This window comes from Williamsia sp. M5A3_1d (assembly GCF_053345315.1).
In genome coordinates this window covers 890,572-916,448 of sequence record NZ_JBKEZX010000003.1, presented here as the reverse complement: position 1 = coordinate 916,448, position 25,877 = coordinate 890,572, and the positions used below count along the sequence as shown (strand labels likewise).

Annotated in this window: 24 protein-coding genes and 1 riboswitch; of the genes, 11 read left to right on the top strand and 13 right to left on the bottom strand. The window is 68.9% G+C overall.

Annotated elements, in window-relative coordinates; genetic code table 11:
- Position 1 precedes the first annotated feature (1 nt).
- The 3 genes from ACLBW1_RS16550 to ACLBW1_RS16540 form a co-directional block, all read right to left on the bottom strand.
- A complete protein-coding gene (locus ACLBW1_RS16550) occupies positions 2-1,036 on the bottom strand; it encodes an NlpC/P60 family protein (protein WP_447812876.1) in 1,035 nt (344 codons plus the stop codon).
- A 199-nt stretch (positions 1,037-1,235) separates the two neighbouring features.
- Positions 1,236-1,829, bottom strand: coding sequence for a C40 family peptidase (locus ACLBW1_RS16545; RefSeq protein WP_447812875.1), 594 nt, complete (start codon positions 1,827-1,829; stop codon positions 1,236-1,238).
- Between the two features lie 16 nt (positions 1,830-1,845).
- Positions 1,846-2,047, bottom strand: a riboswitch (cyclic di-AMP (ydaO/yuaA leader).
- 110 nt (positions 2,048-2,157) lie between these two features.
- Positions 2,158-2,439: a hypothetical protein gene (locus ACLBW1_RS16540; protein ID WP_447812874.1), complete on the bottom strand. Its 282-nt coding sequence runs from the start codon at positions 2,437-2,439 to the stop codon at positions 2,158-2,160.
- 233 nt (positions 2,440-2,672) lie between these two features.
- On the opposite strand from ACLBW1_RS16540, the gene ACLBW1_RS16535 reads away from it, so the two are divergent.
- Positions 2,673-4,436, top strand: coding sequence for a DEDD exonuclease domain-containing protein (locus tag ACLBW1_RS16535; RefSeq protein ID WP_447812873.1), 1,764 nt, complete (start codon positions 2,673-2,675; stop codon positions 4,434-4,436).
- A 49-nt stretch (positions 4,437-4,485) separates the two neighbouring features.
- Entirely contained in the window at positions 4,486-4,761 is a 276-nt protein-coding gene (locus tag ACLBW1_RS16530) for an Lrp/AsnC family transcriptional regulator (RefSeq protein WP_045823103.1), read from the top strand.
- Between the two features lie 4 nt (positions 4,762-4,765).
- On the opposite strand, the gene trpD is transcribed toward ACLBW1_RS16530, so the two are convergent.
- Positions 4,766-5,875, bottom strand: coding sequence for an anthranilate phosphoribosyltransferase (gene trpD / locus ACLBW1_RS16525; RefSeq protein WP_447813004.1), 1,110 nt, complete (start codon positions 5,873-5,875; stop codon positions 4,766-4,768).
- Between the two features lie 79 nt (positions 5,876-5,954).
- Positions 5,955-6,425, bottom strand: a complete 471-nt coding sequence (locus ACLBW1_RS16520) for a hypothetical protein (protein ID WP_447812872.1) — start codon at positions 6,423-6,425, stop codon at positions 5,955-5,957.
- Between the two features lie 80 nt (positions 6,426-6,505).
- On the opposite strand from ACLBW1_RS16520, the gene ctaE reads away from it, so the two are divergent.
- The 4 genes from ctaE to qcrB all read left to right on the top strand — a co-directional run bounded on the left by ctaE (position 6,506) and on the right by qcrB (position 10,965).
- Positions 6,506-7,117 carry an aa3-type cytochrome oxidase subunit III gene (ctaE, locus tag ACLBW1_RS16515; protein ID WP_447812871.1) on the top strand — a complete coding sequence of 204 codons (612 nt, stop codon included), beginning with the start codon at positions 6,506-6,508 and terminating at the stop codon, positions 7,115-7,117.
- A 67-nt stretch (positions 7,118-7,184) separates the two neighbouring features.
- Positions 7,185-8,114, top strand: a complete 930-nt coding sequence (gene qcrC, locus ACLBW1_RS16510; protein ID WP_447812870.1) for a cytochrome bc1 complex diheme cytochrome c subunit — start codon at positions 7,185-7,187, stop codon at positions 8,112-8,114.
- 35 nt (positions 8,115-8,149) lie between these two features.
- Positions 8,150-9,340, top strand: coding sequence for a cytochrome bc1 complex Rieske iron-sulfur subunit (gene qcrA, locus ACLBW1_RS16505; protein ID WP_447813003.1), 1,191 nt, complete (start codon positions 8,150-8,152; stop codon positions 9,338-9,340).
- Positions 9,337-10,965, top strand: coding sequence for a cytochrome bc1 complex cytochrome b subunit (gene qcrB / locus ACLBW1_RS16500; RefSeq protein ID WP_447812869.1), 1,629 nt, complete (start codon positions 9,337-9,339; stop codon positions 10,963-10,965). Before qcrA ends, qcrB begins: the two co-directional genes overlap by 4 nt.
- Positions 10,966-11,223: 258 nt before the next feature.
- Here the strand turns inward: qcrB and ACLBW1_RS16495 are convergent, their stop codons facing one another.
- The 3 genes from ACLBW1_RS16495 to ctaC are packed head-to-tail and all read right to left on the bottom strand — an operon-like array spanning position 11,224 to position 13,388.
- On the bottom strand, positions 11,224-11,817 hold the full coding sequence (locus tag ACLBW1_RS16495; RefSeq protein WP_447812868.1) for a GNAT family N-acetyltransferase: 594 nt from the start codon (positions 11,815-11,817) through the stop codon (positions 11,224-11,226).
- Positions 11,818-11,832: 15 nt separating this feature from the next.
- Positions 11,833-12,249, bottom strand: a complete 417-nt coding sequence (locus tag ACLBW1_RS16490) for a cytochrome c oxidase subunit 4 (RefSeq protein ID WP_447812867.1) — start codon at positions 12,247-12,249, stop codon at positions 11,833-11,835.
- A complete protein-coding gene (ctaC, locus tag ACLBW1_RS16485) occupies positions 12,246-13,388 on the bottom strand; it encodes an aa3-type cytochrome oxidase subunit II (RefSeq protein ID WP_447812866.1) in 1,143 nt (380 codons plus the stop codon). The genes ACLBW1_RS16490 and ctaC overlap by 4 nt, the downstream gene beginning before the upstream one ends.
- Before the next feature lie 267 nt (positions 13,389-13,655).
- On the opposite strand from ctaC, the gene asnB reads away from it, so the two are divergent.
- Positions 13,656-15,584 (top strand): asparagine synthase (glutamine-hydrolyzing), encoded by a 1,929-nt coding sequence (gene asnB, locus ACLBW1_RS16480; RefSeq protein ID WP_447812865.1) that lies wholly within the window; start codon positions 13,656-13,658, stop codon positions 15,582-15,584.
- A gap of 72 nt (positions 15,585-15,656) precedes the next feature.
- Here the strand turns inward: asnB and ACLBW1_RS16475 are convergent, their stop codons facing one another.
- From ACLBW1_RS16475 to ACLBW1_RS16465, 3 genes are all read right to left on the bottom strand, one after another.
- A complete protein-coding gene (locus ACLBW1_RS16475; RefSeq protein WP_447812864.1) occupies positions 15,657-16,631 on the bottom strand; it encodes a carbohydrate kinase family protein in 975 nt (324 codons plus the stop codon).
- Between the two features lie 187 nt (positions 16,632-16,818).
- Entirely contained in the window at positions 16,819-17,184 is a 366-nt protein-coding gene (locus ACLBW1_RS16470; protein WP_447812863.1) for a HesB/IscA family protein, read from the bottom strand.
- A 142-nt stretch (positions 17,185-17,326) separates the two neighbouring features.
- Positions 17,327-18,439 carry a glycerate kinase family protein gene (locus ACLBW1_RS16465; protein ID WP_447812862.1) on the bottom strand — a complete coding sequence of 371 codons (1,113 nt, stop codon included), beginning with the start codon at positions 18,437-18,439 and terminating at the stop codon, positions 17,327-17,329.
- Between the two features lie 117 nt (positions 18,440-18,556).
- Between ACLBW1_RS16465 and ACLBW1_RS16460 the strand changes: the two genes are divergently transcribed.
- From ACLBW1_RS16460 to ACLBW1_RS16450, 3 genes are read left to right on the top strand one after another with little or no spacing between them, the layout of a single operon-like run.
- A complete protein-coding gene (locus ACLBW1_RS16460) occupies positions 18,557-19,258 on the top strand; it encodes a DUF3043 domain-containing protein (protein ID WP_447812861.1) in 702 nt (233 codons plus the stop codon).
- A gap of 5 nt (positions 19,259-19,263) precedes the next feature.
- On the top strand, positions 19,264-21,084 hold the full coding sequence (gene cobT / locus ACLBW1_RS16455; protein ID WP_447812860.1) for a nicotinate-nucleotide--dimethylbenzimidazole phosphoribosyltransferase: 1,821 nt from the start codon (positions 19,264-19,266) through the stop codon (positions 21,082-21,084).
- Positions 21,081-21,839, top strand: coding sequence for an adenosylcobinamide-GDP ribazoletransferase (locus ACLBW1_RS16450; RefSeq protein ID WP_447812859.1), 759 nt, complete (start codon positions 21,081-21,083; stop codon positions 21,837-21,839). The genes cobT and ACLBW1_RS16450 overlap by 4 nt, the downstream gene beginning before the upstream one ends.
- 31 nt (positions 21,840-21,870) lie before the next feature.
- Here ACLBW1_RS16450 and ACLBW1_RS16445 read toward each other — a convergent pair whose 3' ends face one another.
- On the bottom strand, positions 21,871-22,974 hold the full coding sequence (locus ACLBW1_RS16445; RefSeq protein WP_447812858.1) for a branched-chain amino acid aminotransferase: 1,104 nt from the start codon (positions 22,972-22,974) through the stop codon (positions 21,871-21,873).
- Positions 22,975-23,062: 88 nt separating this feature from the next.
- Entirely contained in the window at positions 23,063-24,175 is a 1,113-nt protein-coding gene (gene gcvT, locus ACLBW1_RS16440) for a glycine cleavage system aminomethyltransferase GcvT (RefSeq protein WP_447812857.1), read from the bottom strand.
- A 114-nt stretch (positions 24,176-24,289) separates the two neighbouring features.
- On the opposite strand from gcvT, the gene ACLBW1_RS16435 reads away from it, so the two are divergent.
- Complete coding sequence (locus tag ACLBW1_RS16435) at positions 24,290-25,828, top strand: leucyl aminopeptidase (RefSeq protein WP_447812856.1); 1,539 nt, start codon at positions 24,290-24,292, stop codon at positions 25,826-25,828.
- Positions 25,829-25,877: the final 49 nt, after the last annotated feature.

The following is a 25,877-nucleotide window of genomic DNA, read 5'->3' as shown; positions in this document are numbered from 1 at the left end:
GTCAGTAGCGCCGGGCGGAGTTGTACGGGCCGGCCTGGTCGATCGGTACGACCTTGACCGGGACGCCGAACGTCGAGGCGTGCACCACGTACCCGTCGCCGACATACATGCCGACGTGGGTGGCATCGGGGTAGTAGATGATGAGGTCGCCCGGTCGCAGGTCGCCTCGCGCGACCGGCGTGCCCCCGGAGAGCTGGGATTCGCTCGATCGCGGCAACGTCTCGCCGGCCTGCTTGAACGCCCACACCATCAGTCCCGAGCAATCGAACTGGGTCGGTCCGGTGGCACCCCACACATACGGGTCGCCGATACGGGTGAGCGCGGCCTGCACCGCGATGACGGCTGCGGCGGTGCCCTTCGGGATGAGGGAGGCGTCGAAGTCGATGTTCGGTCCACGTAGCGCTGCGAGTTGCTTGCCCGTGAGCGACTCGTAGACCGCCTTGACCTGAGCGATCTGCAGCTGCAGATCACTCTGCTTGGCCTGCAGGTCGCCGCGGGTCTTGTCGACGGCGGCGAGTGCCTTGGCGGCGGAGTCGCGCGCGGCCACGGCCTCCGTGCGCGCCGCGGTCGCCGAGGCGGAGGCCTTCTTGTAGGCCCGCAGGTCGTCCGCGGTCTGGCGCGACACCATCTCGAGGCCGGACATCTGGTCGAGCAGTGACTGCGGCGAGTCGGAGACGAGCACCGCATAGAGACGGTTCACACGCGCACCGCGGTAGCCGGCACGCACCAGCGCGTCGACGCGGTCCTGCAGCTCGTCGAGTCGTGACGAGAGACCGTCGAGGGTGGCCGTGGCCTTGGCGGCCCGTGCGTCGGCTGCGGCGACGTCACGGCGTCGCTGGCCGAGTTCTTCCTCGGCGCGGTGCATGGCCTCGGCCGATTTCTCGGCCTCACGTCCGAGCGAGGTGTAGCGGGTCAGGAGTTGGTCGGGCGAACGCGGTGCGGGCTCGGCACCCGCAGGCGCCGCGAGCGTCACGGCGAGAACGACAGCGACAGCGAGCACGACAGCCATCTGGATGGCCCCGAGAGCACGGGTCATCGCGTTGTCCGTCACCACACGCATTCGTCGACTCACCACTTCCACCACACCGGTTTCCGGTTCACGACGCCCGTAGGGCAGTCGACGCAGCCGGGAGAGATTCCGTACCCACCGGCGTCCGCCGCGAACGATACGCGGTCACCGGACCCCCGCGCGGGGCGTTCGGCGACAGTCGGATCGGCCGACCGCCGGGTGTCGATCAGTAGCGACGTGCGGCGTAGAAGTCCATCGACTTCAGGCTGGCCTTCTGCACGGGGACACCCTCGGTGCTCGAGTGCACGATGGTGCCGTTGCCGATGTAGAGACCGGCGTGGGAGCCGCCGTTGAAGATGACGACGTCGCCGGGACGCAGGTCGCTCTCCGCCACGGGACGGCCGCCGCCGAGTTGTCCGTAGCTGTCACGCGGGATGGTCTTGCCGGCCTGCTTGTAGGACCAGTAGACGAGTCCGGAGCAGTCGAAGGCGCTCGGGCCCGCGGCGCCGTAGACGTACGGCGAGCCGATGCGGGTGACCGCGGCCGACGCGGCGCGCTGACCGATCGCACCGTTGCGTCCGAAGAGATCGGGCGACGATTCGGGGCCGTTCGGCTTCGGCTTGGCCTTGAACTGCGGCGGGATCTGGTTCTCGGTGATGCCGGGGATCTCGAACGTCCCGATGCCGGGGACGTTCACCGGGGCGGCCAACGCGGGCCCTGCCCCCATCGCCACGGTGCCCAGGGTGATCGACCCTGCGATCACCGCTCCTCGCGCCGTCTTGAGACCGGTGCTCGGCTGTTGCAAACGATGTTTCGCCACGAAGCGAGTTCTCCTCAATATCTTCCTCGACCGCCTACCGGGTTAGCTGTCGGATTCGGGCCGGAAGACTGGCCCTACCCCCGGTGACGTCGTGCGGACGTGCGAGATCTGATCCCGACCGGCCGTTCGATTCCCACGGGGGATTCACCCCGATCGGACTGGGTCCGAAGTGATGGTTCCCCGATTCGCCCCACAGGGCGATTGAGCGGTGACCCGGCGATCCGCGACATGTCGTCGCGGGACACCCCGCAAGGTCTCGGAAAGGTTACGAAACCGTATGTCGATCTGTCCACCGGGACACGAGTTCGGCGCGTTGCCGCGCGAAAGGTCACCCGGCGCGCAGTTCTCGCACGTCAGCGAGGTCCTGCGTCTCGTGACCACGCGTTTCGGTGACGATCGGTTCACGCCTCGCGGAGGCGCCCACCAGTCCCAGTCCGATGAACACCTCGACGGCGTCGCGGACCGCATCGACATCGACTGCGGCCGGCGTCGGCACCGAGCGCAGTCCATCGGTGCTGTTCACCGCGGTGGGCAGCCCGACGAACACCGTCATCATGCAGCCGTCGCAGGAGCGGGGACGTCCGGGGCACGTCGCGCAGTCGATCTGCATTGTGATCTCCATCTCATTCGGGTCGGGAGGGCGTTTCGGCGGAATAGCAGCGGTGCCACGGGCGTGTGGTCCGCGATCTCGCACCGGTGTCGACCGGTATGAACGGGACGCTAGACAGGCCCTCCGACAATCCCGTCGCCGCGGAGGACCCGTACCGGGTTGTCGGGGTGTCGAACTAGCGTTCGCCTCATGCGTCACCCTCATCACATGGGTCCCGTCGGATCGACGTGGTCGTGACCGCCGACAGCGGCGTCGACGACCGCGGAGTGCAGTTGGCCTTCGACGAGATCGACGACCCCGGGAACGACACCTCACTGCGCGAGACGACCTTCGTGGTGGTCGATCTCGAGACGACCGGCGGCAGCCCCGTCACCGACCGCATCACCGAGATCGGCGCGGTGAAGGTTCGCGGTGGGGAGATCCTGGGCGAGTTCGCCACCCTGATCGACCCGGGGTGCGCCATCCCCCGCCACATCGTCGCCCTCACCGGCATCACCGAGGCGATGGTCTACCGGGCCCCGAGGATCGACGAGGTGCTGCCCGCGTTCCTCGAATTCGCCGACGGATGTGTCCTCGTGGCGCACAACGCCCGCTTCGACACCGGCTTCCTGCGCGCCGCCGCGACCGCCCAGGGCCGGCCGTGGCGGTTCCGTCGGGTCCTCTGCACGGTCGTCCTCGCCCGGCGGGTGCTGCCGCGCGACGAGGCGCCGACGGTGAAGCTCTCCGCCCTCGCCCGACTGTTCGCCGTCGGCACCACCCCGACCCACCGCGCACTCGACGACGCGCGCGCGACCGTCGAGGTGATGCACGCCCTGTTCGAGCGGGTGGGCAACCTCGGCGTGCACACCTACCGCGAACTGGTCGAGTTCCTGCCCGGGCTGACCACCGCCCAGCGCGCGAAACGCACCATCACCGACGGCCTCCCCGCGCGCCCCGGGGTCTATCTCTTCCGCGGCCCGTCCGGTGAGGTCCTCTACGTCGGTACCGCCACCGATCTGCGCCGCCGGACCCGGCAGTACTTCACCGGTTCGGAGACACGGCCGCGGATGCGCGAGATGATCTCGCTGGCCGTTCGCGTCGACCACGTCGAATGTGCGCACCGTCTCGAGGCCGGGGTCCGCGAACTGCGACTGCTCGCCGCGCACACGCCCGCCTACAACCGGCGCTCGAAGACCCCGCACGCCGGGTGGTGGGTGGTGCTCACCGACGAGGCGTTCCCCCGTTTCACCATCAGCCGTCGTCCCGGCGAGGTCGCGGTGGGTCCCGTGCGGGTGCGCTCCGACGCGGCTGCCCTCGCAGAGCTCGTGGCCGACGTGTGCGGGTTGCGGACATGCACCCGCCGGATCGGCGCATCGGGTCGGCACACGTGTGGCCTCACCGACACCGGGCGACGACCGGTCGGCGGCTGTCGTGGCGCCGGGGCCGAGCCGGTGGGCGCCGACGACTACGCGCCGGCCGCCGCCCGCGCCCGCGCGGTGCTGCTCGGCGAGGACGACTCGCCCCTGGAGGCGGTTCTCGACCGTCTCGAGGTCCTGGCCGCCGCGGAGATGTTCGAGACCGCAGCCCGTCTGCGTGATCAGCTCTCCACGACGCTGGCGGCGCTGGAGCGCTGCCAGCGGCTGGCGTCGCTGTGCGCGATCACCGAGCTGGTCGCCGCGCGGTCCGACGGTGCGGGCGGATGGGAGCTCGCGGTGGTCCGACACGGCCGACTCGCCGCGGCGGGCGTCGCCGTCCGCGGCGCCCCACCGGTCGCGATCGCCGAGGCGCTGGCGGCATCGGCAGAGACGGTGCTGCCCGGTCCGGGACCGCTGCGCGGGGCGTCGGCCGAGGAGGCGGCGTTGGTGCACGCGTGGCTCGTGACACCGGGCACCCGGATCGTCTGCAGCACCGACGGTTTCGTCATGCCGGTACGGTCGACGGCCCGGTGGTCGCACTGGCGCGACCGGGCGGGTGTCGCACGGTCACGGTCGCGGGAACTCCTCGGCTTGGCGGGCTGATCGTGCTCTCACGGCCGATCGACACCCGTGGCGCCATAGACTCGGACAGATGATCACGGCCATCGTTCTCATCTCTGCCGACGTCCACGCCATCGACGAGACCGCGCAGGCCGTGGCCGACGTCGAGGGCGTCCGTGAGGTCTACTCCTGCGCCGGCGACGTCGACCTCATCGCGACGGTCGCGGTCCGCGACCACGAGCAGATCGCGGCGGTCGTCACCGGAACCATCAACAAACTCCCCGGGGTCCGCCACACCGCGACGCACATCGCCTTCAAGACCTTCTCCAGTTCCGACGTCGATGCCGGGTTCTCGATCGGCGAATGACGCGCTAGGTGAACGCCGCCCACCGGGTCAGGAGGTCGGCCGCAGCGCCGGTGTCGATCGCGTCGGCCGCGCGCGTCATCGCGGCGTCGATGCGGTCGTAAAGGTCGGCGCCGAGCAGTACGGAATCGTCGGTGTCGGACAGATCGTTTCCGGCGAGCGCATCGGTGCCCAGATCATGGGCGACGATCGCCCCCGCTGCATTGAGCAGAACCGCGTCGCGCACCGGACCGGGCACCCCGGCGAGTAGATCGCGGGCCACCCCCGCGTTGTGTTCGGCATCGCCGCCGCGGAGGTCGGCCGGGTCGCAGCGCGCCACCCCGATACGGGTCGGGTCGAACGTCGATTCCTGCACCGAACCGCGCGACGCCAGCCACACCGTGGAGGTGGTGGTCGTGGTCAACTCGTCGAGACCGTCGTCACCGCGCACCACGAGGACGGAATTGCCCCGGCGGGCGAAGGCCTCGGCGACCACGGGCGCCAGATCGGCGAACGCACACCCCACCAGACCACTGGAGGGCTGCGCGGGGTTGGTCAGCGGACCCAACACGTTGAACACCGTCGGGATGCCGATCTCCTTGCGCGGCGCCGAGGCGAAGCGCAGCGCCGGATGGAACACCGGAGCGAAGCAGAACCCGATCCCCAACGCGGCCACGCTGCGGGCGACGTCGGCGGCACGCAGGGTGATGTCGACTCCGAGGCTCTCCAGCACGTCGGCCCCGCCGCTCCGCGACGACGCCGAACGGTTGCCGTGCTTGACCACCACGACACCCGCCGCCGCGACCACGATCGACGCCATCGTCGAGATGTTCACCGTGTTCGACCGATCGCCGCCGGTACCGACGATGTCGACCGCAGGCGCGTCCACCGCGACCCGCACCGAGTGCGCGAGCATCTCCGCGGCTAGTGCGTTGAGCTCCTCGGCGACGGGACCCTTGATCTTCAACGCCACACCGAACGCGGCGATCTGAGCGGCGGTCGCGTTGTCGGACATGATCTCGTTCATCGCCCACCGCGCTCGGTCGGCCGACAGGTCGAGCCCGTCTGCCAGTGCACCCAGGACCGACGGCCAGGTCGCCGTCGCGGACTCCACGACACCGGTCTGCGCAGCCTTCATGCCGTCACCACGGGGATCCATGACGGTGAGCGTATTCGCCCCACCGACCGACCGATGCGCACCGGTTGGCCGAGGGAGATCAGGACACCGGTCGCTGCAACACCTGCCACCCGAGCACCGTCCCGTCGTGGCGGGCACCGAGGCCGGCCATGCGGGAGCGCTCCTGCGAACAGTGCAGCGCGTCGACGAGCTGCGTGCGTGCCAGGGCGACCCGCGCCCTACCCGGGCCCGGCTCGGTGTCGGGACCGCCGATGCCGTCGGCGGCGACGACCTCGTACCCGTCCTGCGCGGCGGTGGCCGCCACGGCGTCGATCTGATCGGACGGGACGATCAACAGGTGCCGCAGCACGGCCTGGTCGGGCTCGCGCCACGCCGAGTCCGCGAGCACCGACGAGGCCGCGGCGGTGTCGTCGAAACACTCGGCCACGACGACGAGATCGGAATCACCCGGCACCGGTTCCGACGCCGCCGCCGAACCACCCCGCAGGCGTCCGAACAGGCGTTGCAGACCCCCGGTCGCAACCGGGTGTCCGTTCAGGTCACGGGCCATGAGCAGCACTCCTCCATCATTTGCGACATTTTGTCCCACCCAGCTGGTGTTCGGTTACTACGAGGCGTCATACTTCGTATGTGACTAGCGCTGCAGGTACCTCGGGCACAGCCATCACCTCGAGGGTGCACTCACTGAACCGTCCCAACATGGTCAGTGTCGGCACCATCGTCTGGCTGTCCAGTGAGCTCATGTTCTTCGCGGGATTGTTCGCGATGTACTTCGTCGCCAGGGCGAATTCGGGTGGCAACTGGCCGCCGGAACCGACGGAGCTCAATCTCTTCCTGGCCATCCCGGTCACGGCGGTGCTCATCCTCTCGTCGGTGACCTGCCAGATGGGCGTGTTCGCCGCCGAGCGCGGCGACGTCTTCGGCCTCCGCCGCTGGTACATCCTCACCTTCATCATGGGCGCGTTCTTCGTCGGCGGTCAGGGCTACGAGTACTACCACCTGGTGCACGAGGGCACGACGCTGTCGTCGAGCGCCTACGGGTCGGTGTTCTACATGGCCACCGGTTTCCACGGTCTGCACGTCATCGGCGGACTGGTCGCGTTCATCTTCCTGCTGATCCGCACCAAGCTCAGCAAGTTCACCCCCGCGCAGGCCACCGCCGCGATCGTCGTCTCGTACTACTGGCACTTCGTCGACATCGTGTGGATCGGCCTCTTCGCGACCATCTACTTCATCCGGTGATCCGACGCCGCCCAGTCTCGGCCGACGATCGCACGCTCGCAGCCCGCAACCACCAGAGAGAGCAGAGATGAGTTCTTCTCCCCCGCCCAGCACGGCCGACGATTCGGTCGACGGGGTCGGCGCCGTCAGTCCCGGCACCCAGCGCACCGATGCCCGACGCGCCAAGTCGCGTCGCAAGCTCCGTCGTCGCGCGACCGGCGCCCTCCTCCTGCTCGCGGGCCTCATGGTCGCTGGCGGACTCGCCACGGCGATCACCCCGACTCCGCAGGTCGCCACCGCCGATGCGCAGACAAACGCCGCCCTGATCCAGGACGGCAAGAAGCTCTACGAGACCTCGTGCATCACCTGCCACGGTCGCAACCTCGACGGTGTCCAGGACCGCGGGCCCTCACTCGTCGGTGTCGGTGACGCGTCGGTCTACTTCCAGGTGTCCTCGGGCCGCATGCCCGCGGTGCGCGGTGAGGCCCAGGCCGCCCGGAAGCCGGCCAAGTTCACCGAGGCTCAGGTCGACCAGCTCGGCGCCTACGTGCAGTCGGTCGGCGGCGGCCCCTCGGTCGTCTACGAGCACAACGCCGACGGCACCGTGAAGGTGGAGAACGGCTACCCCGTCAAGGCCATGGGTGAGTTGCGCGGCAACAACGTCGGACGCGGTAGCGAGCTCTTCCGTCTCAACTGCGCGTCGTGCCACAACTTCACCGGTCGCGGCGGAGCCCTGTCCTCGGGCAAGTACGCACCCACCCTCGACCCGGCGAACGAGCAGCAGATCTACACCGCGATGCTCACCGGCCCGCAGAACATGCCGAAGTTCTCCGATCGTCAGCTCACCGAGGACGAGAAGAAGGACATCATCGGTTACGTGAAGTACGCCAGCGAGACGAACCCACAGGGCGGCTACGCTCTCGGCGGCTTCGGACCGGTGTCGGAGGGAATGGCGATGTGGGTCGTCGGCGTCATCGCCGTCGTCGCATCGGCGATGTGGATTGGATCGCGTTCATGAGCGACGAGCAGAAGCCGAAGGATCCCGACGAGGAGATGACCCCGCAGAACGCGGAGGGCACCGATCACCCGCCGACCTTCACCCGTGACGAGCTCGACAAGATGAGCAACGACGAGCTGGTGAAGCTCGGCACCAACCTCGACGGCGTGGAGATCATCCACCGTCGTGAGCGGTTCCCGGTCCCCGGGACGAAGGCCGAGAAGCGCGCCGAGCGTTCGGTCGCGATCTGGTTCGCCCTCGCCGGCATCCTCGCCGTCGCCTGCTTCGTGATCTTCCTGTTCAACGAATGGCACTTCGTGTTGCCGGGCGGCAAGAACTACTTCCTGTACACGCTCAACACACCGTTGCTGGGCATCACGTTCGGTGGCTCGATCCTCGCGATCGGCGTCGGCCTCGTGCAGTACACGAAGAAGTTCATCCCCGAGGAGATCTCGGTGCAGGACCGCCACGACGGCGGCTCCAACGACGTCGACAAGGCGACCACCGTCGCGCTGTTGTCGAACGCGGGCAGCACCTCGACGATCGGCCGCCGCAAGCTCATCATCGGCTCGGCCGCATTCGGTGTCGGTGCGTTCGCGCTGACCGGTGTCGTCGCGCTGCTCGGCGGCATCGTGAAGAACCCGTGGGCCAAGGGCAAGGACTCCGACCTCTGGCACACCGGCTGGTCGCCGATCTACAACGACCCGAAGTCCCCGAACGAGACGGTGTTCATGCGCCGCGACACCGGCGACCCGAACCAGGTCGTCCTCGTCCGTCCGGAGGACCTCGACGCCGGCGCCATGGAGACCGTCTTCCCGTGGCGTGTCTCCGACGGTTTCGGTGAGACCGAAGAGTCACGTGAGAAGTTGCACAAGGGCCTCAAACTGGTCCGGAACCCGGTCATGTTGATCCGCCTGCGCCCCACCGACACCGCCAAGGTGATCAAGCGCAAGGAGCAGGAGAGCTTCAACTACGGGGACTATTTCGCCTACACAAAGGTGTGTTCGCACCTCGGGTGCCCCACATCGCTCTACGAGCAGCAGACCAACCGCATCCTGTGCCCGTGCCACCAGAGCCAGTTCAATGCGTTGGAGTTCGGCAAACCGATCTTCGGACCCGCTGCGCGGGCACTGGCGCAGCTCCCGATAACGGTGAACAATCAGGGGTACATGGTTGCAGCAGGCGACTACATCGAGCCCGTCGGACCCGCCTTTTGGGAGCGGGGCCAGGGGAAGGACAAGCCATGAGCGTCATAGCTGATCGCGCGGCCACACAAGCCAACGAGGTCGACTCGCGTTACCACCTCGCCGCAGGTGTGCGACGACAGATCAACAAGGTGTTCCCGACGCACTGGTCGTTCCTCCTCGGAGAGATCGCCCTGTACAGCTTCGTGATCCTGCTGATCTCGGGTGTCTACCTCACCCTGTTCTTCGACCCGTCGATGGCCGAGGTGACCTACCAGGGTTCCTATCAGCCCCTCAACGGCGTGGAGATGAGCAAGGCGTACGCCACCGCGCTCGACATCTCCTTCGATGTCCGCGGCGGTTTGTTCGTCCGCCAGATCCACCACTGGGCAGCACTGCTGTTCGCGGCGGCGATCATCGTCCACATGGCGCGCATCTTCTTCACCGGCGCGTTCCGTCGTCCGCGTGAGGCGAACTGGGTCATCGGCTGCTTCCTGCTGCTGCTGGCCATGTTCGAGGGCTTCTTCGGCTACTCGCTCCCCGACGACCTGCTCTCGGGCACCGGCGTCCGCGCCGCGATGTCGGGCATCGTGATGGGCATCCCGGTCGTGGGTACATGGATCCACTGGGCGCTGTTCGGCGGCGACTTCCCCGGCGAGATCATCATCCCGCGGCTCTACATCCTGCATGTGCTGCTGTTCCCGGGCATCATCCTGGCGTTGATCGGCGCGCACCTGGCGCTGGTCTGGTACCAGAAGCACACGCAGTTCCCCGGCCCCGGCCGCACCGAGAAGAACGTCGTGGGTGTGCGCATCCTCCCGGTCTTCGCGGTCAAGTCGGGCGCGTTCTTCGCCGTCACCTTCGGCATCCTCGCGATCATGGCGGGCGTGTTCCAGATCAACCCGATCTGGGTGCTCGGTCCGTACAACCCCGCACACGTCTCGGCAGGCTCGCAGCCCGACATCTACATGATGTGGACCGACGGCATGGCCCGACTGATGCCGGCGTGGGAGATCTACTTCGGCAACACCTACACGATCCCGGCGATCTTCTGGGTCGTGGCGATCATCGGTGTCGTGATCACCGTGATGGTGGCCTACCCGTGGATCGAGAAGCGCCTGACAGGCGACGACGCGCACCACAACCTGCTGCAGCGTCCGCGTGACGTCCCGGTGCGTACGGCGATCGGCGCCATGGCGTTGGCGTTCTACGTGGTCCTGACGCTGTCGTGCATGAACGACATCATCGCGCTGAAGTTCCACATCTCGCTGAACGCGACCACGTGGATGGGGCGTATCGGCCTGATCGTCGTGCCGCCGCTGGCGTACTTCATCGCCTACCGCTGGGCACTCGCACTGCAGCGCAGTGACCGCGCGGTCCTCGAGCACGGCATCGAGACCGGCATCATCAAGCGGATGCCGCAGGGCGAGTACATCGAGGTGCACCAGCCCCTCGGCCCGGTCGACAGCCACGGACACCCGATCCCGCTCCCCTACGAGGGTGCGGCTCTGCCCAAGCGGATGAACAAGCTCGGGTCCGCCGGTGCGCCCGGTACGGGTTCGCTGATGGTGGCCGACCCGATCGAGGAGCAGAAGCGCAACGCCGAGATCGAGCACGAAGCGCATCGGCAGGAACACGAGGCACTCGCCAAGCTCCAGTCGCGTGGCGGGAACATGCTCGAGAAGTAGGGGTCCACTCCCCCACCACGCGCGCCACGACGGCCGGTGAATCCCCCAGGGGATCACCGGCCGTCGTCGTTTCGACCTACCCCGTCGATCGGGCACGTATCTACGTCGAGTGGGCAGCTGCATTCATCGACCGGGCCTGTATCTACGTCGAGTGGGCAGTTGCTTCATCGACCGGGCAGTTCGTTCGCGTCGACCGGGCTCACGCCCACGGGGTCGAGGACCGACGTGTGCCGGGGCGGCGACGGGCAGATCGAGGGGTCACCAGGGGTCGCCGCGGCGGCGGTCGGCCACCAGCACGGCGTCGAGATCAATCGTGCCTGCCTCGATCGGCGACCCGAACACGAGCACGCTGTGCTGGTCGTCGGGTGTGTCCACGACGCCATCGGCACCGACGGCACGCAGAGGACCTCTCCACGGAACCCAACCGCGTGCTCGGTAGAGCCGCATACCCGCCTCAGTGGCCGCGAGAGCGCCGTGATCGTAGGCGGCGTCCACGATGTCCTCCACCGCCGCCATGAGGCGAGCGCCGACTCCCTGGCGCTGCACCGCGGTCGACACCGCCACCGCCTCCACGTAGCCGACTCGCCACACCTGATCCCCTGCGATGAGCTGCCTCTGCACCACGGCTGCGTGCCCGAGGACATCACCCGAGCGCCCTCGCGCGATCACGTGCATTCCGCCGAGCGCATGATCCCAGTCGTCGTCGTCGAAGTCGCCGTCGAAGGCGTCGATCATGAGTGCGCGGATCGCGGAGAGGTCGGCAGCGGAGAGGTCGCAGGTGTGGGCAAGACGAAGGGCAGGCGCCGCGGCGCCTGCCCTGTCGGTGTTGCGTTCGTGCGGTTCAGCCGGCACGAGGTGAGACGACGATCAGTGCTTCTCGGCGCCCACGTGGTACTCGAAGACCAAGCCGCCGACGGCCATGATGATCGCGACGACCGCGGTGGCGGCCAGCCAGAAGTTCACCGTGGCCATGGCGACGGCCAGCAGGGCCGCACCGAGGGCGATCGCGATGGGCCACCAGCTACCGGGGCTGAAGAAGCCCAGTTCGCCGGTGCCGTCCTCGATCTCGGCCTCTTCGTAGTCCTCGGGCCGGATGTCGACACGACGGGCCACGAACCGGAAGTACGTGCCGATGATGAGCGTCAGTCCGCCGGTCATCACCATGCCGGTGATGCCCACCCACTCGACGTTCTTGCTCGAGAAGCCGGTGCACACGCCGTAGAGGATCGCTGCGCCGAAGAAGAAGATCGTCAGGATCTCGAAGAGTCGAGCCTCGATTTTCACTGCTGAGCTCCTACCGTGCAGCCGGGGATCGATGTGTTGTTCGCATCGCCGTTCGTCTGCGGCGTCGTCGTCCCGTCAGTGCTGCGACGGGTGTCGAACGGGTGCGTGGTGATCGAGACCGGGGTCTCACAGATGTTCTGCAGGGCCTGGGCGTTGGTCGCCGTGGGGTTCGCCGCGCGGTAGGAGATGTAGGTGTCGAACTTCTCCTTGCTGACCGCACGCACCTCGAAGTTCATCATCGAGTGGTACGTGCCGCACATCTCCGCACAACGGCCGACGAACGCTCCCGGACGGTCGATGGAGCTGACCTGCCAGCGGTTGTCGGTGTGGTTCTGCTTCGGGAACGGCATGACGTCACGCTTGAACAGGAACTCGGGAACCCAGAACGAGTGGATGACATCGGCCGAGGCCTGCTCGAACTCGATGCGCTCGCCGACCGGGAGCACCAGGACCGGAATCTCGTCGGACGTGCCGACGGTCTCGATGCGGTCGAACTTGAGGTAGTTGCGGATGTCGTCATCGCGACCGTTGGCGGGCAGCGGGACCTCTTCGCCCTCCTTGTTCTCGCGGGGAAGCTGCTCCTCGTACGGGCTGCCGTTGCGCAGGAATCCCTCGTACTTCTGCCCGTTGCCCATCTCGACCGTGCGGTAGCCGAACTTCCAGTTCCACTGGAAGGCGGTGATGTCCACGACGACCTTGGGATCGGACTTCTTCGCCTCGACGCTGTTCTGCACGATGATCGTGAAGTAGAAGAGCACGGCGATGATCACGAACGGGATCGCGGTGTAGGTCAGCTCCAGCGGCACGTTGTAGGCCGTCTGACGCGGGAACTCCTCGTCGGCGCTGAGTTTGCCGGTGCCCTTGCGGCGGTGGAACGAGATCGTCCAGAAGGTGAGCGCCCACACGATGATGCCCATCACGAGGGCCGCGATCACCGACCACGTCCACAGGTGCCGCATGTCCTCGGCCTCCGGCGTGACGCCTTCGGGCCACCCGAAACGCATCGCCTCCGAGGCGCTGCATCCCGACATCAGCAGTGCGCCCACTCCCAGCAGGAGCAACGCATAGACCCTCTTCGCCCTACGGCGACCGTCACCGATCGCCGTCAGCCGTGGTCGTCCACCGTGTGTCACTGTCACGCCTTCCCGCATGTGGAACACCATCTCGCGGATGTCCTGCGCCGGTCCGCGATGAGCGTCCGCGGCGTGATGCATCCAGTACTACGCAGCGTAGACCAAGTCTCGCCGTCTTTCGTGATCGGGTTTGGTGGCACGGGACACGCCCCGCGAGTGCGGCATACTCGACGGCGTCCGAGCGGTCGTCGTCCATTCGCCTCCGGCCCCTCGAGGTGCCGGATCCCCTGGTCCGACGGCACCGATTCCCGACCTCGATCGGAGTGTTCTCACGTGTGTGGCCTGGTGGGCTTGCTGACCAGCGACGGCTCCGGCCGGCGCCTACGCGAAGGGTTCCCCACGGCGCTGCACTGCATGCGACACCGGGGTCCCGACGAGCCGGGCGGCACGTGGAGCGACGACGATCTCGTCCTCGGGTTCAACCGACTCGCTTTCATCGACATCGAGCACTCACACCAACCGCTGCGGTGGGGGCCGCCGGAATCGCCGGATCGCTACGCGTTGACCTTCAACGGCGAGGTCTACAACTATCTGGAACTCCGGGCGCAGCTGGCCGCAGACGAGGGCGCGGTCTTCCACACCGAGGGTGACGGCGAGGCCGTCGTCGCGGCATTCCACTACTGGGGTCCGGGCGCGGTCGCCCGACTCCGCGGCATGTTCGCGTTCGCGATCTGGGACACCGAGACCCGCACGCTGTTCCTGGCGCGCGACCCGTTCGGCATCAAGCCGTTGTTCATGGCGACCGGGCCGGGCGGCACCGCCTTCGGCAGCGAGAAGAAGAGCATCCTCGCGCTCCTGGACAGCGTCGGCGGCGGCCGAGACCTCGACCCACGAGCGATCGAGCACTACACCGTCCTGCAGTACGTCCCCGAGCCCGAGACCCTGCACCGTGACATCACCCGCCTCGAGTCCGGATGCCACGCGACGCTGACGCCGGGGTCGGCGCCGCGGATCCAGCGCTACTTCACCCCGCAGTTCGACACCCGCCCGTTCACCTCCGGCGGGGAGCAGCGTCGCTACGACGAGATCGCCGAGGTGCTCTCGGACTCCGTCGCCAAGCACATGCGGGCCGACGTCACCGTCGGCTCGTTCCTCTCCGGTGGCATCGACTCCACCGCGATCGCCGCGCTGGCGATCCGGCACAACCCCGACCTCATCACGTTCACCACCGGGTTCGAGCGCGAGGGATACTCCGAGGTCGACGTGGCCGCGGAATCGGCGGCGGCGATCGGCGCGCGCCACATCGTGAAGGTGGTCGGACCGGCGGAGTTCGCCTCGGCGATCCCCGAGATCGTCTGGTACCTCGACGATCCCGTCGCCGACCCGGCCTTGGTGCCCTTGTACTTCGTCGCCCAGGAGGCCCGCAAACACGTCAAGGTGGTGCTGTCCGGCGAGGGCGCCGACGAACTGTTCGGCGGCTACACGATCTACCGGGAACCCCTGTCGCTCAAGCCGTTCGACCGCCTGCCCCGCGGGGTGCGATCGGCGGCGGGACGACTGTCGGAGCGCATCCCCGAGGGCACCCGCGGCAAGAGCCTGCTCCACCGCGGGTCGATGACCCTCGAGGAGCGCTACTACGGCAACGCCCGCTCGTTCGACGACGCGCGCCTGCGCGCGGTGCTCCGCGGGTACCGGCCCGAGTGGACCCACACCGACGTCACCGCCGACCTCTACGCGACGACCCGTGGCTGGGACCCGGTGGCGCGTATGCAGCACATCGACCTGTTCACCTGGCTGCGGGGCGACATCCTCGTCAAGGCCGACAAGATGACGATGGCGAACTCGCTGGAGCTGCGTGTGCCGTTCCTCGATCCGGAGGTCTTCGAGGTCGCCCAACGGCTGCCGACCGACCAGAAGCTGGCCCACGGAACCACGAAATACGCCCTGCGTCGTGCGCTGGAGCAGATCGTGCCCGCGCACGTGCTGCACCGCAAGAAGCTGGGTTTCCCGGTCCCGCTGCGGCATTGGCTCGCCGGAACCGAACTGCACGACTGGGCCCGCGAGACGATCGCGCACTCGCAGACCGATCAGATCTTCGACAAGGCCGCGGTGCTGGCCATGCTCGACGAGCATCGCGCGGGAACGGTCGACAACAGCCGGCGGTTGTGGACGGTCCTGGTGTTCATGGTCTGGCACGGCATCTTCGTCGAGGGGTCGATCACCCCGACCATCGCCGACCGCGAGTACCCGGTCACCATCTGACGCTGTCCCACCGACGGACAACGGGCCCGGCGATCACTCGCCGGGCCCGTTGTCGGTGCTTCTGTGCGCGTGTCAGCTGACGACGGCGCCGATCTCGGTGGCGGCGTCCTCGCCGTAGGCATCGGAGATCCGCGCGAGCGCCGAGTCCCGGTCCCAGGTCCAGTCCTGCGGGGCGACGGTCTCGAGGACCAGCACGGCGACGAGCGAGCCGAGCTGCGCCGACCGCTCGAAGCTGAGTCCCGCGGCGTTGCCGACGAGGAAGCCGGCGCGGAAGCCGTCGCCGACACCGGTGGGGTCGACCTTCTTCGTCTCGGGGACGACCGCGATGTGGGTGCGGGTGCCGTCTCGTTCGACGATCTCCGCGCCGTCCTTGCCGAGGGTGGTGATGCGGGTCTGCACCTGCTCGGCTACCTGCTCAGGCGTCAGGTCGGCCTTCTTCTGCAGCAGGCCCCACTCGTACTCGTTGGTGAACAGGTAGGTCGCGCCGGCGATGAGCTTGCGGATCTGCTCACCGTCGAGCAGGGCGAGCTGCTGCGACGGGTCGGCGGCGAACGGGATCTCCAGGTCGCGGCAGGCCTGACTGTGGCGGACCATGGCCTCGGGATCGTCGGCACCGATCAGGACGAGTTCGGGCTTGCCGACCTCGTCGGACAGGTCCGACAACGAGATCTGCCGGGCCTCGGCCATGGCACCGACATAGAAGCTGGCCAGCTGCGCCATGTCGTCATCGGTGGTGCACATGAAGCGCGCCGTGTGGGCGTTGCGTGACACCCGGACACCGCTGCAGTCGACGCCCTTGCCCTCGAGCCACGACCGGTACTCGTCGAAGTCGCTCCCGACCGCACCCACGAGCAGCGGGGAGGCACCGAGGACACCCATGCCGTAGGAGATGTTGCCGGCCACACCGCCGCGGCGGATGACCAGTTCCTCGACCAGGAAGCTCAGTGAGATGTGATGCAGGTGTTCGGCGAGGAGCTGCTCGGAGAACTTTCCCTTGAACCGCATCAGGTGATCGGTCGCGATCGACCCGCAAATGGCGATGGCCACGGCAGTCAAACCCTTTCGTCTGCGTTTATCGGCACACCCCCGAGCACGCACGACGCCCCCGGGGTTCGTGGCCGAACCCGGGGACAACGCTACAGCGCGCGCCACACACAGCTGTGGCCCGCACCGGAGTCGGTGCGGGCCACAGTCGTGAGCCGGTCGTGGTGGCGGTGATCACACCGCCGTCGCCTCAGTTGAACGAGTCGCCGCAGGCGCAGCTGCCGGTCGCGTTCGGGTTGTCGATGGTGAAGCCCTGCTTCTCGATGGTGTCGACGAAGTCGATGGACGCGCCCTGGACGTACGGCGAGCTCATACGGTCGACGGCCAGCTTGACGCCGCCGAAGTCGGAGATCTCGTCGCCATCGAGGCTGCGATCGTCGAAGAACAGCTGGTAACGCAGGCCCGCACATCCGCCGGGCTGGACGGCGATGCGCAGGGACAGGTCGTCGCGACCCTCCTGGTCGAGCAGTGCCTTGGCCTTGCTCGCGGCGGCGTCGGTCAGCCGGACGCCGGTGGTGATGGCGGTGTCGGCGGTGGCCTGGTTGTCGACAGTCATAGCGGTCTCCTCGGGTGTGCAGACAGTGTACGAACGCACGTTGTCGTCGGATCGGTGCTGATGGCGGCTGGTTCGCCGCCGCGCACCGATGGTCGCGCAGGTGTCGCTGTACTCCTCGACGTCAACGGTACCCCTGCCACCGCTATTCCGACGGTCCGCCGGGGGCGGTGCGGGGTGTCGTCCATCTGCTCGCGATGTCGGCGACGAGTCGTTCGAGCAGCGGTCCCGCCTCGCTCATCGCGTGTTCGGTCGAGTCGGCGATGTCGGTGATCGCGTGCGCCGCGGCGATCCCCGCATCGGCGATCGCCGACCGTGCCAACGTGACCTGTCCGGCCACCACGATCACCGGCACCCCGTGCTCCCTCGCGGCGGTCGCCACCGCCGCGACGACCTTGCCGCGCAGTGTCTGGGTGTCGAACCTGCCCTCACCGGTGATGAGTACGTCGGTGTCGGCGATCAGGTCTGCGAAGCCGATCACCTCGGCGATGACCGCTGCCCCCGACACGCGACGGCCGCCGAGGGCCAGCATGGCCGCGCCCAACCCACCGGCCGCCCCGGCGCCCGCCTCGTCGGACACCGCGCGCCCGGCGAATGCGGTCAGATCGTCGCTCACCGTCACCATCCGGGTCTCGAGGCGGGCGACGGTGTCCGGGTCGGCACCCTTCTGGGGTCCGAAGACGTGTGACGCGCCCGATTCCCCGAGAAGCGGGTTCTCCACGTCGGACGCGACGATCAGGTCGAGAGGGGCGACGAGGTCCGCGGCGGCCGCGAGGTCGGTGGCGGTCGACCCGGCCGCGGTGGCCAGCGCCTCGAGCATCCCGACGCCGCCATCGGTGGTGGAACTGCCACCGAGCCCGATCACGACGGTCGTCGCACTCCTGGCCAGTGCGGCGAGGACGAGTTCCCCGACCCCGTGGGTCGTGGCCGCCCACGCGGTGTCGGGGGTCGGGCGCCCCACCTGATGCAGCCCACAGGCCTGGGCGCACTCGATGTAGGCCGTGCGCTGCCCGTCGAGGTCGTGGAGCAGCCACCGGGCGTCGACCGGATCCCCGAGCGGACCGCGCACCGTGGTGGTGATCACCTCACCGAACCGGGCGGCGAGCACGTCGACGAAGCCCGGACCGCCATCGGACAGCGGCGCGCGGACCACGTCGTCGTCTGGCCGACCGAGCACCCAACCGGCGGCGATCGCGTCGGCGGCGGCGACCGCCGTGAGGGTGTCGCCGAACGAATCCGGAGAGATCAGGGCCCGCATGGCCGAAGTATAGGAACGCCGCATCCGCTCGGCAGTCCGAGCGGACACGCCCCGGTCGCGGACGGTCAGTTCTCACCGGATGGCGGCGCCGGCGCCGCGATCAAATATCCTGACGGGGTGAAGCTGCCCTGGAGCAAGGAAGACGCCGGCAACGGCGACGGACGCGAGACCGACGGCACCGGAAGCGGGGCCGACGGCAACGGGGCGGACCGTGCGACCACCGCGACGAAATCCGCCACGACGCCCAAGCGGACCGCGGGCAAGGGGCGCCCGACGCCGAGCCGACGTGAGGCTGAAGGTCGGCGCCGCGGGCCTGTCGCCCCGGCCCCGTTGACGCGCGCCGAGGCGCGCGCCCGCAAGAAGGCGGTCGGTGGTCAGAAGCTGAGCCGCGCGGAGAAGAAGGCGCAATCGGACACCCGGCGCACCGCTCGCGCCGAGCAGCGTCAGCGGATGATGGACGGCGACGAGAAGTACCTCATGCCGCGCGACAAGGGCCCGGTCCGCAAGTACGCACGCGACGTCGTCGACTCACGTCGTAACTTCGCGGGACTGTTCATGCCGTTCGCGATCCTGCTCATCGTCGTCATGTTCCTGCCCGCCATCGCGGTGTACGCGACGCTGATCATGCTGATCTTCGCGTTGTTCCTCGCCGTCGACGGCGTCATCCTCGGCCGCATCGTCAACAACCGCGTGCGCGAACGGTTCCCGGACACCCCCGACGGCGGCTTCAAGCTCGGGTGGTACTCGTTCAGCCGGTCGATGCAGATGCGGTTCATGCGTGCGCCCCGTCCCCAGGTCAAGCCCGGCGACGCGGTCTGACGTCGGTGCGCACGTTGGTTCTGGGCGGTATCCGCTCGGGTAAGTCGGCGTACGCCGAACAGATCATCTCCACCGACGCAGACGCCGTCCGCTACCTCGCCACCGCGGCCACCCCCGCGACCGGCGATCCGGACTGGGCGGCGCGCATCGACGCCCATCGGGATCGCCGTCCGTCGACATGGACGACCGTGGAATCCGCCGACGTCGCCGGTGCACTGCGCTCGGACCCGGCGACGCCCACCCTCGTCGACGATCTCGGCAGTTGGGTCACGACCTATCTCGACGAGATCGGCGGATGGGACGACCCGTCGGTCGACCTGTCCGATCGCACCTCCGAACTGTGTTCCGCACTCGCCACGACCACCGGCGACGTCGTGCTGGTCAGTCCCGAGGTCGGGCTGTCGCTGGTGGCACCGACACCGGCCGGACGCCGTTTCCAGGACGAACTGGGTGCGGTCAACGCGGCTGTCGCGGCGGTGTGCGACCGCGTGGTCCTGCTGGTCGCCGGACGGGTCATCGAACTCGACGATCCCGAGACCGTGTCGGTCGTCGCCGACGCACCGGCACGCGAGATGCCGGTCCGGTCCGCACCCATAGAGTCCACCCCCGTCGAGTTCGCCCCCGTCGAGTCCGCCCCGATGGAGTCCACAGCAGCGGCGGCCGCGCCTGTCGCGACGACGACCCCGGCACCCACCGCGGCCACGTCGTCGCAGTCGACCGACGCCGGGCCGAACACGATCGGCGCCCACCACGATGCCGCCGACGAGTTCGACATCGTGCCGTCACCGGACCACACCATCGGCGACGAGGCCCGCGGTCGACACATGATCCTCACCAAACCGGCCGGTTCGCTCGGGCGGCTCGAGGAGATCTCGATCTGGGCGTCGGCCTGCCAGGGCGTGTGTCCGCCTGCGCCGTTCGACCGACCGACCGTCGTGGTGTTCGCCGGCGACCACGGTGTCGCCAAAGCCGGGGTGTCGGCGTATCCACCCGAGGTGACCGGCCAGATGGTCGCCAACATCCTCACCGGCGGCGCCGCGGTGAACGTGCTGGCCCGTCAGGCCGGGGTGGCCGTCCGCGTGGAGGACATCGGTGTCGATGCCGACACCGACCAGTCGGTACAGCGGTTCAAGATCCGGCGCGGCTGCGGCGACCTGCGCACCACCGACACCCTCAGCGCCGCGGAGACCAATGCCGCCCTCGCCAACGGTCGGGCGATCGCCGACGAGCTCATCGACTCCGGCGCCGACCTGCTGATCGCCGGCGACCTCGGCATCGGCAACACCACACCGGCCGCGGTCCTCGTGGGCACCATCACCGACACCGAACCGGTGGTCGTGGTGGGCCGCGGGACCGGCATCGACGACGCCGGCTGGATCCGCAAGACCGCCGCCATCCGCGACGGGATGCGGCGGGCCCGCGCGGTGTCGCGCTCCCCCATCGCACTGCTGGCGGCGGTGGCCGGGGCCGATCTCACGGCCATGGCGGGATTCCTCGCCCAGGCCGCCCAACGTCGCACACCCGTCGTCCTCGACGGCCTGGTGGTCACCGCGGCCGCACTCGTCGCCGAGGATCTCGCACCCGGTGCGGCGCAGTGGTGGATCGCCGGTCACCGGTCGGCCGAACCCGCGCATTCGATCGCGCTACGACACCTCGCACTTGAACCGGTGCTCGAGTTCTCCATGCGTCTGGGCGAGGGCAGCGGCGCGCTGACCGCGGTGCCGATCGTGCAGGCCGCGGTCGCCACGCTCGCCTCGATGGCCACGTTCGGCGACTCCGGGGTGAGCGAGCGGTCGCCCGAGGCGGCGTCGTCCGGCGGACGGTGACGACCACCGGTCCGCTGCGCTCGACGTGGCTGGCAGTGTCGTGGCTGACCGTGGTCCCGGTCCCGCAGCCGCGCACCGAGATCGACCGTGCGGCCGGCGCCGGCGCCATCGCGGCGAGTCCGGTGATCGGTATCGGTCTCGGGGGTGTCGCGGCGGGCCTCGCCGCTGTGTTGTCGGTGACGGCGCTCCCCTCGATCGTGGTCGGCGCGCTCGTCGTCGGTGTCCTCGGATTGCTCACGCGCGGTATGCACATCGACGGATTGGCCGACACCGTCGACGGTCTCGGGTGTTACGGCCCGCCGGAACGCGCGCGAGAGGTGATGCGCAGCGGCGGCGTTGGTCCGTTCGGTGCTGCCGCGCTCGTCGTGGTGCTGCTGGTGCAGGCCGGAGCCCTCGGCGCGCTGGCCGACGGTCACCACTGGTACGCGATCGTCGCCGCCATCGCGCTGGGTCGACTCACCGTCCCCATCGCATGTCGCCGCGGACTACCCGCTGCGACAGGGGGTTTCGGTGAACTGGTCGCCGGCGGTCAGCGGTGGTCGATCGTCGTGTGGTCGGCACTCGCCGTGGCGTGCGCGGTGGCGGTCGACATCGACACCTGGTGGCGCGGGGTCGCCACGGTGGTCGTGATCGGCCTCGCGGCCTGGTTCCTGTCGGCGCACTGCGCCCGCAGGCTCGGCGGCATCAGCGGCGACGTGCTCGGCGCCGGGATCGAACTCGGCACCACCGTGGCCCTCGTCGCGGTCCTGCTCTGACCACTCCGGGAGATTCGACCGGCGAGACCGGTCAGCCGCGGTGGAGTTCGGTCATCCAGCCGTGGGTGTCGGCGAACGTGCCGCGCTGGATACCGGTGAGGGTGTCGCGCAGCGCGGTGGTGACCTCGCCGGGTCCGCCGTCGCCGATGCGGTAGTCGTCGGTGTCGCTCTTGACGCGTCCGACGGGCGTGATCACCGCGGCGGTCCCGCAGGCGAAGACCTCGGTGATGTCACCCGACGCCACACCCTTGCGCAGCTCCTCGCTGCTGACCTTGCGCTCCTCGACCGAGATGCCCGCGTCGACCGACAGCGACAGGAGCGAGTCCCGGGTGACACCCGGCAGCAGCGAGCCCGACAACTCCGGGGTCACCAGACGTGCATCGGCACCCGATCCGAAGACGAAGAACAGGTTCATCCCGCCCATCTCCTCGATGAAGCGACGTTCGATCGCATCGAGCCACACCACCTGCTCGCACCCGTGCTCGGCGGCCTGCGCCTGCGCGAGCAGCGATGCGGCGTAGTTGCCGCCGGTCTTGGCGTCACCGATACCGCCCGGCGCGGCGCGCACGTACTCCGACGACAGCCAGACGCTGACCGGTTTGACGCCCTGGGCGAAGTAGGCGCCGGCCGGTGAGGCGATCACGACGAAGCGGTACGTCTTCGACGGGCGGACACCGAGCGCGGCCTCGGTGGCGAACATGAACGGGCGGATGTAGAGCGAGTCCTCGCCGCCGGCCGCCGGAACCCAGGCGTTGTCGGCATCGAGCAGCGCACGCAGCGAGGCGATGAAGTCCTCCTCGGGCAGCTCGGGCATGGCCAGACGCCGTGCCGACGAGTTGAGCCGACGCGCGTTGGCGTCCGGGCGGAACGAGGCGATCGACCCGTCGGGCTGCCGGTAGGCCTTCAGTCCCTCGAAGATCTCCTGCGCGTAGTGCAGGACCATCGCCGACGGGTCGAGGGCGATGGGTCCGTAGGGCACCACCTGCGCCGAATGCCAGCCACGGTCGGAGTCGAAGTCGACGCTCACCATGTTGTCGGTGAAGTAGTTGCCGAAGCCGGGCGCCGCCAGGATCTCGGCACGGCGTGCCTCCGACACCGGATGCGGGTGCTCGGTGCGGGTGAACTCCATGGTCATCGGGCAATCGTAGCGTGTGACGCCTCGGCGACCGTCGCGTCGTCCGCGCCCGCTAGGGGGCGTCGCCCGCGCTGGTGTACCGGACGACTCAGTCGGTGCTGGTCTCGACGAACGGCGGTGCGACGACCTCGCATTCGAGGTCCCGACCCCGCACGTCGACGACCACGCGGTCGCCGTCGGCGACACCGGGAGCGGTGTCGATCAGAGCGAGCGCGATGCCCTGCTTCAACGTCGGCGAGAACGTGCCCGAGGTGCACAGGCCGACGGCCGTCCCCGTGGCGTCCTTGACCACGCAGTCCGCGCGCGGCACTCCGCGACCGATCGCCTTCAGACCGCGCAGGCGTCGCGTCGGACCGGCCTCCTTCTCGGCGAGAAGTGCCGCGCGGCCGAAGAACTCGTCCTTCTTCCACCCGATGGCCCAGCCGCAGCGCGCCTGCAGCGGACTGATGTCGAGCGACAATTCATGGCCGTGCAGCGGGTAACCCATCTCGGTGCGCAGGGTGTCGCGGGCGCCGAGACCCGCGGGCAGCCCGCCCGCCTCGGTCACCGCAGCGAGGACCACCTCGAACACCTCGGCGGTGTCGTCCCACGCCGGCAGGAGTTCGAATCCGCGCTCACCGGTGTATCCGGTGCGACACACCCGGATCGTGCGCGTGCGTCCGGCGATCGGCAGTTCGGCGTCGACGTAGGACATGTATCCCATGTCGGTGGGCAGTCCGATCGCGGTCAGGACCTCTGCCGAACGCGGTCCCTGCACGGCGAGGACGCCGTACTCACGGTGGAGGTCACGGACCTCGATGCCGGCAGGTGCGGCCGCCGCGAGGGCGGCGACCACGGCCGCGGTGTTCGCCGCGTTGGGGACGAGGAACACCTCGTCATCGGACACCCAGTAGGCGATGAGGTCGTCGATCACGCCGCCGGACTCGTCGGTGCACAGGGTGTACTGCGCCCGTCCCGGCTCGATCTTCCTGAGATCGTTGGTGAGACAACGGTTCACGAACTCGGCGGCACCAGGGCCCGTCACCGACGCCTTGCCGAGGTGGCTCACGTCGAACACGCCGACCACCTCGCGCACCGCGGCGTGCTCGGCCACCGTGCCGGAATACGACACCGGCATGAGCCATCCGCCGAACTCGGCGAACGCGGCGCCGATCCGCTCGTGGACGGCGTGGATCGGTCCGTTCAGGGGTGCGTCACTCATGGCAGACAACCTATCTGCCCGCGTACACGGCCGTCGCCGCTGCGGTGATGCACGCCCATTAGGCTCGTTGCCGATGCCCCTGAACACCACGACCGCGACGAAAGAGATGCCCGTATGAGCAGCGCACCGGACCGACAGCTCGGACCCGATCTGGCCATCGCGAGCTCGATCGGCGACACCGCCGACGTCCTCGTCATCGGGCTCGTGAACGGCCCCGGCGGTTCAGAAGGCACCGGCGGTGACGCGACACCGGTGCCCGTCGTCGGTGACGGCCTTCTCGACGACGCACAGCTCGCCGAGATCTCGGCGTCCCTGGCCGCCGTCGGTGCCTCGGCCGGGGCGGGCGAGGTCAGCCGGATCGTGGCGCCCGCATCGATCGGCGCGGACAGCATCCTTGCCGTCGGTATGGGCGCACGATCGGCGCTCGACGACCCCGACACCGTGCGCCGGGCCGCGGGTGTCGCCGCACGCACACTCACCGGCGTCGAGCGGGCGCTGACAACCCTGTCGACGGTCGACCTCGGTGCGGCCGCCGAGGGGTTCTTCCTCGGCGCCTACCGGTTCGAGGAGTTCCGCTCGGACAAGACCCGCTCGACGAAGGGCCCCGTCGCCGCGGTGTCGTTGCTGCCCGGAGCCGGGACACGTGATGCCGCCGCCGAACTGGACCGCGCGCGATCCGTCGCGACCGCGGTCGCCGTGGCCCGCGACTTCGTCAACACCCCGCCGAGCCACCTCTACCCCGAGGAGTTCGCGAACCGCGCCCGCACGCTCGGCGAATCGGCCGGACTCGAGGTCGAGGTCCTCGACGACACCGCCCTGATCGAGCAGGGGTACGGCGGCATCGTCGGTGTGGGCAAGGGCAGTTCGCGCCTGCCACGTCTCGTGCGACTCGCCTACCGCAGCGGCGTATCCGATGCGAAGAAGGTCGCTCTCGTCGGCAAGGGCGTCACCTTCGACACCGGCGGCATCTCGATCAAGCCCGCCGCCGGTATGGAGAACATGACGTCGGACATGGGTGGCGCGGCGGCGGTCGTGGCGACCGTGGTCCTCGCGGCCCGACTCGGTGTGGGGGTCGACGTCACCGCGACCGTGCCGATGGCCGAGAACATGCCGTCGTCGACGGCGCAGCGACCCGGCGACGTGCTGACCCAGTACGGCGGCACCACCGTCGAGGTCATCAACACCGACGCCGAGGGACGCCTCATCCTGGCCGACGCGATCGTGCGCGCCTGCGCCGACGAGCCGGACTACCTCATCGACACCGCGACCCTCACCGGCGCCCAGATGGTCGCGCTGGGGACGCGCACGCCCGGCGTGATGGGGACCGACGACTTCCGCGACCGGGTCGCCGCGATCTCGCGTCGCATCGGTGAGAACGGGTGGGCGATGCCGTTCCCGGAGGAGCTGGCCGCCGACCTGAAGTCGCGTGTGGCGGACCTGGCCAACGTCACGAACCACCGGTGGGGCGGCATGTTGTCGGCGGGGATCTTCCTGCGCGAGTTCGTGGCCGACGGGGTGCAGTGGGCCCACATCGACGTCGCGGGGCCGGCCTTCAACACCGGGGGTCCGTGGGGGTACACCCCGAAGGGCGGAACCGGCGTGCCCGTGCGCACGATCATCGGCGTCATCGAGGACATCGCGGCGCTGGGCTGACACGCCCCGACGAGTCGTCGACACCGCCCCCGCGCGAGCGTGGGCTACG

Excerpts from the sequence above, each read along its gene's own strand:
- qcrC (WP_447812870.1), top strand. The coding sequence starts at position 7,185 with ATGAGTTCTTCTCCCCCGCCCAGCACGGCCGACGATTCGGTCGACGGG.
- ACLBW1_RS16470 (WP_447812863.1), bottom strand. The coding sequence starts at position 17,184 with ATGACTGTCGACAACCAGGCCACCGCCGACACCGCCATCACCACCGGC.
- ACLBW1_RS16435 (WP_447812856.1), top strand. The coding sequence starts at position 24,290 with ATGAGCAGCGCACCGGACCGACAGCTCGGACCCGATCTGGCCATCGCG.
- trpD (WP_447813004.1), bottom strand. The coding sequence starts at position 5,875 with ATGAAGGCTGCGCAGACCGGTGTCGTGGAGTCCGCGACGGCGACCTGG.
- ACLBW1_RS16445 (WP_447812858.1), bottom strand. The coding sequence starts at position 22,974 with ATGACCATGGAGTTCACCCGCACCGAGCACCCGCATCCGGTGTCGGAG.
- ACLBW1_RS16530 (WP_045823103.1), top strand. The coding sequence starts at position 4,486 with ATGATCACGGCCATCGTTCTCATCTCTGCCGACGTCCACGCCATCGAC.
- gcvT (WP_447812857.1), bottom strand. The coding sequence starts at position 24,175 with ATGAGTGACGCACCCCTGAACGGACCGATCCACGCCGTCCACGAGCGG.
- ACLBW1_RS16540 (WP_447812874.1), bottom strand. The coding sequence starts at position 2,439 with ATGCAGATCGACTGCGCGACGTGCCCCGGACGTCCCCGCTCCTGCGAC.
- ACLBW1_RS16465 (WP_447812862.1), bottom strand. The coding sequence starts at position 18,439 with ATGCGGGCCCTGATCTCTCCGGATTCGTTCGGCGACACCCTCACGGCG.
- qcrB (WP_447812869.1), top strand. The coding sequence starts at position 9,337 with ATGAGCGTCATAGCTGATCGCGCGGCCACACAAGCCAACGAGGTCGAC.
- qcrA (WP_447813003.1), top strand. The coding sequence starts at position 8,150 with ATGACCCCGCAGAACGCGGAGGGCACCGATCACCCGCCGACCTTCACC.
- ACLBW1_RS16550 (WP_447812876.1), bottom strand. The coding sequence starts at position 1,036 with ATGACCCGTGCTCTCGGGGCCATCCAGATGGCTGTCGTGCTCGCTGTC.
- ACLBW1_RS16520 (WP_447812872.1), bottom strand. The coding sequence starts at position 6,425 with ATGGCCCGTGACCTGAACGGACACCCGGTTGCGACCGGGGGTCTGCAA.